A 12,707-nucleotide genomic window follows, 5' to 3' on the forward strand; every position below is an offset into this window, starting at 1 on the left:
CAGACAACGGTTTCTATGTCACTCGGCATTGTATTTCACACAGCGGCTGCCTTGGCGTACGCGGTGCTAGGGGGGTCGCTTTGGATCCGCCTGGCCGGCGCCGGGGAAGTGGAACAGACCGGCAGAATCGCCCGTCTGTGCCTGCTGGGCGCCCTGGTTCTCCATGGAATCGGGCTGCAACAATCGATGCTGGGATCCCAGCATCTTTTCATTGGATGGGCGCTGGCCCTGTCCGCCGCCATCTGGCTGGGCATGGTGGTGTTCTGGCTGGAAAGCCTGCTGGTGCGCATCGACGGCCTGCAATTGCTGCTGTTGCCCGCCGCCGCCATCGCCAGCGGCCTCGCCGCCATCTTCCCGCAGGGGCAATTCGTGCCCCATGCCGACGACCCCTGGCTGCGCGTGCACCTCCTGATCGCCCTGGCCGCCTACGGCCTGATCACCATCGCTGCCCTGCACGCCATGATGATGGCCCTGCTGGACCGCCACCTGCACCGTCCCCTGGACGCCCCCGCCGAACGCAGCATCATCGGGCGCGTGCTCGATTCGCAGCCGCCGCTGCTGGTGCAGGAGCAGCTGCTTTTCCGCATCATCTGGATCGGCTTTGTCGTGCTGACGCTGGCGGTGGGCTCGGGCTCGGTCGCCTCCCTGAAGCTGACCGGCAAGATCCTGCCGTTCGACCACAAGACCGTCTTCACCCTGCTGTCCTGGCTGACCTTTGGCGTGCTGCTGGCCGGCCGGCATATCTGGGGCTGGCGCGGCCGCGTCGCGCTGCGCTGGACCCTGACGGGTTTTGGTTTTTTGATTCTGGCCTACACCGGCAGCCGGTTCGTGCTGGAAATGATTCTGCATCGAGGCTGACGTGGGCAAGTTGCTGTTCTGGATCGTTCTGATCATCCTGGTTCTGTTTGTCGCCCGCATTGCCGGCCGCATGGCCGCGCAGCGCCAGGCCGACGCACAAGGCGGCCAGAAGAAAAAGGCGCAGGGCGCGCAGCCCCCGCCCGCCATCGAATCCATGGTGCGCTGCGCCCATTGCGGCATCCATCTGCCCCGCTCCGAGGCCCTGCTGCAGGACGGCCAGACCTGGTGCAGCCCCGACCACGCCCGCCTGGGTCCGGCCAAACGCTGACCATCTCTCTCTATGCCTTTGTTCCTGGATCGACATGGCTGGCTGGCGCCGGCGCCGGGCATTAGCCTGATGCGGTCGCCCAACTGCGACGCGCGCCCCGCGGGCGAGCAGGTCTCGCTTCTGGTCGTGCACAACATCAGCCTGCCGCCAGGCCAATTTGGCGGACCTGAGGTCGCAGGCCTCTTCCTGAATACGCTCGATTACCGCTCGCATCCCTGGCTGGAACGCCTGCGCGGCCTGCGCGTGTCGGCGCACTTCTTCATCCGCCGCGACGGCCGCATCGTGCAATTCGTCTCGACGGACCGGCGTGCCTGGCACGCTGGCGTGTCGCGCTTTGCCGGCCGCGAGCGTTGCAACGATTTTTCCATCGGCATTGAACTGGAAGGCACGGACACGCTGCCCTACACTGGCGAACAGTACGCGTCGCTGCGCCGGCTGACCCACACCCTGCGCGCGCGCTATCCCCTGGTTGCCGCCCAGGGACACGAACATATCGCCCCGGGGCGCAAGACCGATCCCGGGCCGGCATTCGACTGGACGCGCTTCGGGCGCGACAGCGGCTTTGCGCGGCGGCACCTGCCGCCGGCCTGACCCTTAGAAGGATTGGCTATGTTGAAGATCTGGGGACGCCTGACCTCCGTCAACGTTCAGAAAGTGATGCTGGCCGTACGCGAGCTGGCCCTGCCGCACACCTTTGTCCAGGCCGGCGGCCCGTTCGGGGTGGTCGACACCGCCGATTACGCCGCCAAGCTCAATCCCAACCGCCTCGTCCCCGTCATCGACGACGGCGGCTTCATCTTGTGGGAATCCAACGCCATCGTCCGCTACCTGGCGGCGCGCTACGGCGTGGGTACGCTGTGGCCCGAGGACGTCTGCCTGCGCGCCGATGCGGACCGCTGGATGGACTGGCAGGCGACCGAATGGCAGCCGGCCATGGGGCCGGCCTTTCTGGGCCTGATCCGCACCCCGGAAGACAAGCGGGACAAGGCCGCCATCGAAAATTCGATCAAACGCTCCAACGCTCGTGCGCTGATCCTGGACCAGGCCCTGCAAGGCCGCGAGTTCATCGCCGGGCGTCACCTCACCATGGGCGACATCGCGCTTGTCGCCGCCGCGCACCGCTGGCTGGCCCTGCCCATCGAGCGGCCCGACACGCCCGCGCTGTCCGCGTGGTATCGGCGCGTCATGATGCGCCCCGCTCCGCAAGGCGTCCTGACCCTGCCGCTGGAGTAACCGGACGGGGGCCGTCACGCCCCGCCACAACCGGGACAAATTGCAACATTCCTTCTGCGCGATTCGTGCAATTATTTGAAGCCTCTGAGGCGCCTTGGCCCTTGCCTTGAGCGCCTCGTTTCAATCCCCCTCCCTGCCGGGGGACGGCCGCCGCCAAGGCGTCGCAAGAAGAGGAGATGCACTTGACCCACGAGCCGCCAGATTCCGCGAGCCAAGCTGCCCTGGACCAAGAACAGCGGCAGCTTCTGCTCCTTGTCGCTTCGGGGGCCCCAACGGGGTCATGCCTGGAAGCGCTTACCGAAGCCGTCTGCCGCCTGGCGCCCGGCAGCCGGGCATGCGTCCTGTTGACCGGCTCCGATCGCGTCACCGTCGGCGACGCCTATTCCACCCATCTCCCCGCCTCGATCGCCTGCCCCCTGCGCGGCCTGCCGATCCACGAGGCGCTCTTTGCGACGGATGATCCGGCAATCCGGCGGGGCAACCCCATCGAGAGCGAAGACATCGAGCAGTCGACGACGTGGGCCGAGTCCTGGCGCACCATCTGCCGCGACAACGGCATCCACGCCTGCCACGCGCGCGCCGCGATGGCGCCCGACGGCACGCCGGTCGGCTGGTTTCTGCTCTGCCTGCCGCAGGTGCGTCATTGCACGCCGTGGGAACAGCGCGTCGCCGAGTTCGGTGCGCTGGCAACCAGCATCGTCGTGGAACGCGACCGCGCCGCGGCAGATTTGCGCAACGAGGTCAACGCGCTATCCCGGTTGCAGGCACTGAGCGCCGAACTTGTCGGCCCCGGCGAATTCGAACCGCTGCTCAAGAAGATCCTGGCCGCCGCCGCCGACATTTCCGGAACGGAAAAGGGCAACATCCAGATCTACGATCCGGTAAAGAACACACTGCGCATCGCCGTGCACCAGGGCCTGAGCGCGCGCCTGGTCGAACACTTCGCCGAAGACGGCTGGGTCGCAAGCTGCGCCGAAGCCGCCCAGCACCTGGAACGGCTGGTCGTGCCCGATGTCGAGCAACTGACGGATCTGCAAGGCACGCTGGGGCTTGAGATCGTCATGGAAGACAACATCCGGTCGATCCAATGCACGCCGCTGCTCAGCCGCAGCGGCCAGCTGCTGGGCATGCTCAACAACCATTACCGCTGGCCCGGCGGCCCCACACCCGAAGCCTTGCGCTACATCGACCTGCTGGCGCGGCAGGCCGCCGAACTGCTGGAACGCCATATCGCGGAGTCCGAACTGGCGCGCGAACGGCGGCACAAGGATGAGTTCCTGGCCGTGCTGGCCCACGAGCTGCGCAATCCGCTGGCCGCGCTGCGCAACATGCTGGAAGTGCTGAAGCGCGCCGAACGAGACCCCGGCATGACGGCGCGCGCCCGCGAAGTGATGGACCGCCAACTGCGCCAGCTGGTCCGGCTGGTCGACGACCTGCTCGACGTCAACCGCATCAATCGCGGCAAGCTGGAACTTCGGCTGACCGCCCTCACGCTCGACTCGGTTCTGCAGCATGCCGTCGAGTCGTGCAAGCCGGCCTTGGAACAGCACGGCCACCGGCTGAGACTGGTGCAGCCCGACGCGCAGATCATGCTGCACGGCGACGCCGAACGTCTGACACAGGTCTTCGGCAATCTCCTGTCCAACGCGGCCAAATACACGCCACCCGGCGGTGACATCGAACTCTTCGTCGAGCCCGGCAAGGACAGCGTCGACATCACGGTCCGCGACAACGGATCGGGCATTCCGCCGGATCAGCTCGACCGTATCTTCGAGATGTTCACGCAGGTCGACCGAACGCTGGAACGCGCGCAGGGCGGACTGGGCATCGGCCTGATGCTCGTCAAACGCCTGGTCGAGATGCACGGCGGCACGGTGCGCGCGCACAGCGACGGTCAAGGCAAAGGCAGCGCATTCGTCGTGCAGCTGCCGGTCACCGACATTCAGGAGGTGGCGCCGCAACTCCCTGCCGGCGCGCTGTCACCGGTGGCAAGCAAGGTGCTCGTTGTCGATGACAACCGCGATGCGGTCGAGTCCCTGGTTGCGGTGCTCGCCATTGAGGGCCACGACGTCACCGCGGCGTACGATGGCGAAGAAGCGATCACCGTGGGCGAGCAGGTCAGGCCGCAAGTGATCCTCATGGACATCGGCATGCCCGGCATGAACGGCCACGAGGCCTGCCGCCACATCCGTACCCTGGACTGGGGCCAGCGCGCAACGATTCTCGCGCTTAGCGGTTGGGGGCAGGAAGAAGACCGCCGAGCCTCGATGGAAGCCGGCTTCGACGCGCATCTGGTCAAGCCGGTGGATATGGACGTGTTGCTGGAGATGCTGTCGACCATCGAGCACCGCGGCAGCGCAAAGTAGCGGTGAGCGAGGGACAGCACGTCCGCGCCGAACACGCATCATGCAATGCCACGTTGCAGATCCGGGCTGACACCATCGCGCCCGGCTGTTCCCGCGCGTTTTCAGCGCCCTTGCCGACAAATATAAGAACGGTTCGATACCCAGAAATTGGCCGGTATGACGAAATGGAAGCGCATGCCATGCGAGTCCATTGCAATTCTCCGATTGCGGCGGACGCTTGCCTATAGGCGGACCCGACGCTCACCGTTGAAGGGAAAGGTCTGTCGTTGCGGGAGCACGTCATACCTATCCAATCCGATCTTCGCTTCACGTTCTCCGTCGGCGACGAATCCTTTGAGGTCGTCGAATTCACCCTGCAAGAAGGCCTGTCCGAGACCTTCCTGCTTGAAGTGGAACTGGCCAGCAGCAACGCCGCCATCGACTTCGCCCAGGTGCTGGACCGCGCCGCGCTGCTCACTCTCTGGCATGGCGACACCCCGGCGCGGTACGTGCATGGCGCGGTGTCTTCATTTGTCCAGGGCGACACAGGCTTTCGCCGCACCCGCTATCGCGCAGTCGTCGAGCCGCGGCTGGCGCGCCTGAAACTCAGTGCCGACTGGCGCATCTTTCAGGCCGTCACGGTCCCGCAGATCGCCGAAGCAGTGCTCAAAGCGCATGGTCTGACTCAAGACTACGAGCAGCGCAACACCACCGAGCACCAGGCCCGCGAATACTGCGTGCAGGCCGGCGACACCGACTACCACTTCGTCGAGCGCATCATGCGCGAGGAAGGCTTCTTCTATTCCTTCCGCCACAGCCCCGAAGGCCATCGGCTGGTCCACAGCGACCGCCTGTTCATCCATGGCCGCGTGGGCGACGAACCGGTCCAGTTCAACCCCACACCCGGCGGGGATCAGCCGCAGCCCGCACTGCGGCGCTTCGCGTACACCGAAAACGTGCGCACCGCGCGCCAGACGCAGCGCGACTACACCTTCCACCATCCGCAATACGCGCACCAGCACAGCCGCGACGGGCAAGACCTGAACCACCAGGGCCGCCGCTACGAGCGCTACGACTATCCGGCGCGCGCCAAGTTCGACGAAGCCGGCAAGCCCTTTGCCGAGAACCGCCTGCGCGGCCATCGCCACGATGCGCGCATTGCGCTGGTCGAAGGCGACGATCCCCGCTTGCAGCCGGGCATTTCATTCACGCTGGCCGGTCATCCACGCGAAGACATGAATCGCGGCTGGCGCCCCGTACGCATCGTCCACCGGGGCAGGCAGCACACCAGCCAGGCCGAGGAAAGCGCTGAGGCGCAGTCGGGTACGCATTACCGCTACGAAGCCGAACTGGTGCCGGACGATGCCGAATGGCGCGCCGAGCCGCTGCCCCGGCCTCGCATCGATGGCCCGCAGAACGCCGTGGTGGTCGGTCCGCCCAACGAAGAAATCCATACCGACGAATATGGACGCGTGAAGGTCCAGTTTCCCTGGGACCGCGTGGGCAAACATGATGGGTTCAGCTCCTGCTGGATTCGTGTCTCCCAGAACATCGCCGGCGCCACCTGGGGCCACATGGCCATTCCACGCATCGGCCAGGAAGTCATCGTCTCGTACTTCGACGGGGATCCGGACCAGCCCGTGATCACCGGCCGCGTCTACAACCGCCTGCAGTTGCCGCCATACGAACTTCCCAAGTTCAAAGACCTCGCAACCGTCAAGAGCAAGGAGCACAAGGGCAAGCGGGCCAGCGAACTGCGCCTGGATGACACGCCATCCCAAATCAGCGCCGCCCTGATGAACGATCATGGCGCAAGCCACCTGCACCTGGGTTACCTCACCCATCCGCGTCCGAGTGGCGGCGCGCCGCGCGGCGAAGGCTTCGAACTACGCACCGACTTGCACGGGACGCTGCGCGCAGCGCAAGGCCTGCTGTTGACCACGGAAGCGCAAGCCAACGCCCAGGGCGGCCAACTCGACCGCGACGAAATCGTGGCCGTCCTGGAGGCAGCGCTACAACTTGCCCGCAGCCTGGGCAACTACGCCAGTGAACATCAAGGAGCCCCGCACGACGCCGAGCCCCGCCGGGACCTGACCGCATTGGTGCGAGACCTGGGCCATGGCGCCAACGACCAGACCCGCGGCACAGGCGAAGGCGCGGCGCCTGTCATGGCGCTCTCCGCCCCCGCCGGCATCGCGGCCGGAACGCCCCTCTCCATCGCGTTGGGCGCGGGCGAGCATCTGGATGCCGTCGCCCACGCAAACCTGCAACTGACAGCCGGTGAACGCGTGGTCGTCAACGCCGGCAATGGCCTGGGCACGTTCGCGCAACGGGGAGACATGCGCCACATCGCGCATACCGGCCAGCTGCTCTTGCAGGCGCAGCACAACGCCATCCGTATCGATGCCGACAAGAGCGTGGAGGTTCGCGCCAACAACAACCATGTCACGGTGTCCGCCGAAGAACACATCACCCTGTTGTGCGGCGGCGCCTATATCAAGTTGGCTGGCGGCAACATCGAGATGGGCATGCCCGGCGTCTTCACCGTCAAGGCAACCGACCATAACTTCACCGGGCCGGGAACGATGGTGCCCACGCTGGGCCAATTCTCCGGCCGGCCCGGGCCGTTTGAAGAGTTCTTCGTGCTGCGCGACGCCAGCACGAACAAAGCTCTGCCGGATCACGCCTACGAGATCGTCCGCGCCAGCGGCGACATCGTGCGCGGACGTACCGACGCGCAAGGCCGTACGCAGGTCATCACCAGCGACGCAAGAGAACCTCTGGAGGCTTCGGCAATACCGGACCCTGACGATCTCTTGCATCTGGACGCCAGCTATTGGGATGGCGGTGGCAGCTATTCGCTGGATTTTCTTCGCAATCCCAACTAGGAGCCAGGCTGAATCATGGCCAACCAAACTGCACGACCCGGGCCGAAGAATCCCGGGGGTAGCACCAGAGGATCCACCAGAGCTGACGCTTCGGGTCAGGTGTTGCCCGTAACTAATCATCTTGTCCTTTGGTATCTGTGCGAGAAGGCGCGCTATGCCAGCGCTAATCCGTACAGGCGCTCAGGCGATGGCGCGCCCATGTATCAACGCACGGTGGCCCTGATGATCCGGGCGGATAACGAGCTCTTTGAGTATCGCTGGCCGTACTGCGCCGAAGTCGGCTACGACATGACGAAGACGCCGCCGGCGCCGATCATGAGCAGGAAACATCCGCATCGGCCGAGTTCCTTTCCGCTGTCTCAATACAAGCGAATCAGCAGCCGGCAATTTCCGCAGTACAGCAGCGTTGAGGTTGTGGTGGACCTGTTGGGGCTGGACGAGCTTGAGGAGATGATTCCAGTGCCGTTACCGCCAGATGTCGAGAACGGGATTTGGCAGGATATTCAGGTAATGCAGAAAAGCCCGTTGCGAATTCCGGATGTCGTTAGGGTCAACAACCATACGTTGGGGGGAGCGCCTCAATACAGCCAGGCGAATCTGGCCAGCGTTATTGAAATGAAGTTTGGAGCGGACTCGCTCACGAAAGAACAGAAGTTCGCTTATGAGTACATCGCGGGCCATAGCGAAAAATTTCGCCTTCTCCAAACCGACAGGTGCAACAAAGCCGACAGGCGTCAGCGTCGCGATTGGATGAGCGCGGCGCAGCACGAGCCCGTCTATAAGCCCGTGTCGCAGGTCATGTCTCTCCCCTTGCGCGCTTCGGCCGATCCACACAGCCTCGTTGTCGGCTTGATCGATGCGGAGCATCAGGTCGCCCGGCAAGTGCTGGAGGTTAAGCCACCGCGAGGCACCCCCGTAATAAGCGCCGGCCCAGAGATGCGAGAGGCTGACGGGCACGCTGCACAGGTGCGCGCACAAATTGAAATTTCGCTTGCTGGCCCCTTCGTTCTTATGGGCGCCGCTGGTGTCGGCGCCGGCATGACCGCCATCGCAAGGGGCAGTTCCGCCATCGCGGGTTCGGCGCTAACCGCACGCGCCGGCTCACGCGTCGTGCAATACGACCGCCTTATTACGTGGGGCCGTATCACCGGAGGAACCGGCGCAGCAGGAGCGACTGTGGCCTATGCCCAATCAGAAGACGGAAGCTCCGCGCCCGCGCCATCTCCGGAACGTCAACGGCAATGGGAAGCCTACCAGCAGTGGGACGCCAGCCAACGCGATCAACCACGCACGGAACAGCTGTATCTGTTCTGGGCCGATTTGCCGGAGACAACACAATGAGCAATTTCTTCAAAGAGTTCGATGCCGAACGCTGGTATTTCACTTTTGGCGATGAGGAGGACAACACGCTCATCGTCCAACAAGTGGGAATCGTTGCCATCTTTCATCTTGTTGACGCCTATCTGCCGGTTCGCCGCAAGGGCATCGCAGAGGCGTTCGCTCTCTACCATGAACTTTATGGCCAAAATCTCAAGGGCGGATATCGTGCAGACAAGCGCATGATCGTTCGCCCCTTCTCCAAGATGGGGTTTGACGCTTATCGAGACTTCATCGTCAATACAAGCCCGATGGACACCGTTGAGTTCGATTGCATGTCCCGGCTTAGCTTGGGGCATGCAAGTGACTACATGTTTGGTGTTTTCTCTCCCGCCGGCTGGTATGAACAAGTTCATAAATCCCTTACCACGGTACGGTTTTACCTACCTGTAGTAGAGCTTGCGGCGGAAGGGAGAGCTCGGTTCGAGAGTTTCCTGTTGAAGTGTTGCGCGTTGCTTCGTCCTCTCCATGGCGCGGCCGGGCTTGGGATTCAGGAATGCCATGATTGGGAGGACTACCAGACCCTGGGACACGAGACAGCTTGGGCATACAGAGCGGTAGATGTTTGCGGACCGACTGGTAAGAAAAACCTGCGCGAGGGCTACAAGAATCTCAACTGGTACACCTTCCTGGCCCATCACTGGATCGCCACCCTGGGCACACCCGAGGAGTTGAAGAGCAAGCTCAATGACCATCGCATCGAGCTCCTCCCCTACGAATGGGGCACCGCCATCCGCGCAGGTGACTGGCCCGCGCTAGGCAAAGCCGAGACAGACCCGACGCCCGAACTGTACGTGAAGGTCAACAACGCCATCCGCTCATTGCGCGTGCAGGACATCGGCTCGCTCCACTACGGTTCCATCGCCGGCGAGGTTCGCTTCAATCCGCTGACCAGCAACCTCTGGCTGCGCCGCTTCGATACGCCGCAGGAAATCAAGGCCGTAATCGACGAGGCGGGCAACGTCAAAGCAGACGAACGTCACTTCCTCCGCATGCCCTCGGGCACACCTTGTCCATGGCCTGGCATCTGGATCTGCGAGGAGGAGCCGTCACAGGGAAGGAAGACGTTCATGCACAACGAACTCTTGCCGGAAGTGGACGGGCAGGTAGTTACCTGGCGTCTGGTCAAAGCGTTGTAGCGGGTCAGCTTCTCGTCTGTGCATCAGCGCACCGACAAGCGTAGCCCTGCCAAACTCATCCACAACTCCTTCAAGGAGAAAGGCTTAACCATGCCCACCCAGCATATACGTACCGGGCCGAAGAATCCCGGGGGCAGCACCCGAGGCTCGACCAAACCGGACGCTTCGGGCCAGGTGCTGCCCGTGACCAATCCTCTCGACCTTTGGTATCTGTGCGAGAAAGCGCGCTATGCCAGCGCTAATCCGTACAGGCGCTCAGGCGATGGCGCGCCCATGTATCAACGCACGGTGGCCCTGATGATCCGGGCGGATAACGAGCTCTTTGAGTATCGCTGGCCTTACTGCGCCGAAGTCGGCTACGACATGACGAAGACGCCGCCGGCGCCGATCATGAGCAGGAAACATTCGCATCGGCCGAGTTCCTTTCCGCTGTCTCAATACAAGCGAATCAGCAGCCGGCAATTTCCGCAGTACAGCAGCGTTGAGGTCGTGGTGGACCTGTTGGGGCTGGAGGAGCTTGAGGAGATGATTCCAGTGCCGTTGCCGCCAGATGTCGAGAATGGGATTTGGCAGGATATTCAGAAACCGCCGACAAGCCCGATGCGTATTCCCGACGTTGTTCGGGTCGTCAACCACACGATGGGAGGCGCGACGCAATACAGCCAGCCGAATCTGGCCGGTGTGATCGAAATGAAGTTTGGGAACGACTCGCTCTCTGATGACCAAAGAAGAGCATACCGAGATATTGCTGGCACCAGCGATAAGTTCCGCTTGCTTCATACGGATCGATGCAACAGAGCCGACAAGCGCCAGCGTCGCGAATGGATGACCGCTGCCCAAAACGAACCGGTCTACAAGCCCGTATCACAGGTCATGTCGCTCCCATTGAGAGCTTCGGCGGATCCTCACAGGTTGGTCGTTGGGCTGATTGATGCCGAACACCAAGCTGCACGGCACATCCTTGAAGTCGGTCCGCCGCCTCCGGGAACCCCTGTGATGAGCGCCGGCCCCGACATTCGAGAGGCCAATCGGCGGGCCGCTCAGGCGCGAGCGCAAATCGAAATATCGCTTGCCGCCCCGTTCTTATTTGTAGGCGCGGCAGGTATCAGCGCCGGCATGGCAACGGTTGCTGGAGGCAGTGCAGCGATTCCCAGTTCAACGCTGACTGCAAGCGCCGGCCCAAGAATGGTTCACTACGGCCGCCTTGTCGGCTGGGGCCGTCTCATCGGAGGAACTGGTTCAGCTGGAGCCACTATGGCCTACGCACGATCACGAGACGGAAGCTCAGCGCCAGTACTGACTCCCGAAGTTCAACGCCAATGGCAGGCCTATCAGGAATGGGAAGCCAGCCAAAGATACCAGCCGCGCACGGAACAGCTGTATCTGTTCTGGCCCGACGCCCCGGAGACAAAAAAATGACCGATTTCTTCAAAGAGTTCGATGCCGAACGCTGGTACTTCACCTTTGCGGATGAGGACGACAACACACTACTGGTCCAACAAGTCGGCATCGTTGCCATCTTCCATCTCGTTGACGCCTATCTACCGGTTCGCCGCAAAGGCATCGCGGAGGCATTCTCGCTCTACTACGAGCTCTATGGCGACAAACTCAAGGGCGGTTATCGCGAAGATAAGCGCATGATCGTCCGGCCCTTCGCCAAAATGGACTTTGAGGCCTATCAAGACTACATCGTGGACACGAGTCCCATGGGAGTCGTCGAGTTCAAATGTATGTCCAAGTTAAGTCTCGGCCATGTCAGTGACTATATGTTTGGGGTCTATTCTCCTGCCGGATGGTATGAGCAAGTTCACAAACCTCTCACCACGGTAAGGGCGTATTTGCCCGTAGAAGAGCTTGCGGGAGAAGGAAAAGCACGGTTCGAGGCTTTCTTGTTGCAGTGCTGTGCATTGCTTCGTCCTCTCCATGGCGCGGCCGGACTCGGGATTCAGGAATGCCACGATTGGGAGGACTACCAGACCCTTGAATACGAAACGGCCTGGGCATACCGAGGGGTAGACGTCTGCGGACCGACCGGAGAGAAAAACTTGCGCCAGGGTTACCAGAATCTCAACTGGTACACCTTCCTCGCCCACCACTGGATTGCCACGCTGGGCACGCCGGAAGAACTGAAGACCAAGCTCAACGACGAACGCATCGCCCTTCTCCCCTACGAATGGGGCACCGCCATCCGCGCCGGTGATTGGCCAGCACTCGGCAAAGCCGAGACAGACCCCACTCCCGAACTCTACGTAAAGGTCAACAACGCCATCCGTTCATTGCGCGTGCAAGACATCGGATCACTGCACTACGGCTCCATCGCCGGCGAGATTCGCTTCAATCCGCTGACCAGCAACCTCTGGCTGCGCCGCTTCGATACGCCGCAGGAAATCAAGGCCGTAATCGACGAGGCAGGCAACGTCAAAACAAACGAACGGCACTTCCTGCGCATGCTCTCCGGCTCACCCTGCCCATGGCCTGGCATCTGGATCTGCGAGGAGGAGCCGTCACAGGGAAGGAAGACGTTCATGCACAACGACCTCTTGCCGGAAGTGAACGGCCAAATAGTCACCTGGCGTCTTGTCAAAGCGCTATAGCGGAG

The 12,707-nt window shown here is 62.7% G+C and carries 10 protein-coding genes; all 10 read left to right on the forward strand.

Annotated features, from left to right (window positions below; genetic code table 11):
- Nucleotides 1-15: 15 nt before the first annotated feature.
- Nucleotides 16-858 (forward strand): cytochrome C assembly family protein, encoded by an 843-nt coding sequence (locus tag AC6CIE_RS20630; RefSeq protein WP_175122358.1) that lies wholly within the window; start codon nt 16-18, stop codon nt 856-858.
- Between the two features lies 1 nt (nt 859).
- Nucleotides 860-1,126: a PP0621 family protein gene (locus AC6CIE_RS20635; protein ID WP_286890451.1), complete on the forward strand. Its 267-nt coding sequence runs from the start codon at nt 860-862 to the stop codon at nt 1,124-1,126.
- A gap of 12 nt (nt 1,127-1,138) precedes the next feature.
- Complete coding sequence (ampD, locus tag AC6CIE_RS20640; protein WP_239211231.1) at nt 1,139-1,717, forward strand: 1,6-anhydro-N-acetylmuramyl-L-alanine amidase AmpD; 579 nt, start codon at nt 1,139-1,141, stop codon at nt 1,715-1,717.
- An 18-nt stretch (nt 1,718-1,735) separates the two neighbouring features.
- On the forward strand, nt 1,736-2,359 hold the full coding sequence (locus tag AC6CIE_RS20645) for a glutathione S-transferase family protein (RefSeq protein WP_175122355.1): 624 nt from the start codon (nt 1,736-1,738) through the stop codon (nt 2,357-2,359).
- Between the two features lie 344 nt (nt 2,360-2,703).
- A complete protein-coding gene (locus AC6CIE_RS20650; RefSeq protein WP_498093684.1) occupies nt 2,704-4,725 on the forward strand; it encodes a hybrid sensor histidine kinase/response regulator in 2,022 nt (673 codons plus the stop codon).
- Between the two features lie 266 nt (nt 4,726-4,991).
- Nucleotides 4,992-7,592 (forward strand): type VI secretion system Vgr family protein, encoded by a 2,601-nt coding sequence (locus tag AC6CIE_RS20655; RefSeq protein WP_498093686.1) that lies wholly within the window; start codon nt 4,992-4,994, stop codon nt 7,590-7,592.
- Nucleotides 7,593-7,790: 198 nt separating this feature from the next.
- On the forward strand, nt 7,791-8,933 hold the full coding sequence (locus AC6CIE_RS20660; RefSeq protein WP_498093688.1) for a VRR-NUC domain-containing protein: 1,143 nt from the start codon (nt 7,791-7,793) through the stop codon (nt 8,931-8,933).
- Entirely contained in the window at nt 8,930-10,108 is a 1,179-nt protein-coding gene (locus AC6CIE_RS20665; protein WP_498093690.1) for a type VI immunity family protein, read from the forward strand. Before AC6CIE_RS20660 ends, AC6CIE_RS20665 begins: the two co-directional genes overlap by 4 nt.
- Before the next feature lie 90 nt (nt 10,109-10,198).
- Entirely contained in the window at nt 10,199-11,527 is a 1,329-nt protein-coding gene (locus AC6CIE_RS20670; RefSeq protein WP_498093692.1) for a VRR-NUC domain-containing protein, read from the forward strand.
- Nucleotides 11,524-12,702, forward strand: coding sequence for a type VI immunity family protein (locus tag AC6CIE_RS20675; protein WP_498093694.1), 1,179 nt, complete (start codon nt 11,524-11,526; stop codon nt 12,700-12,702). Before AC6CIE_RS20670 ends, AC6CIE_RS20675 begins: the two co-directional genes overlap by 4 nt.
- Nucleotides 12,703-12,707: the final 5 nt, after the last annotated feature.

It is taken from the genome of Achromobacter sp. GQ309 (genome assembly GCF_059759315.1).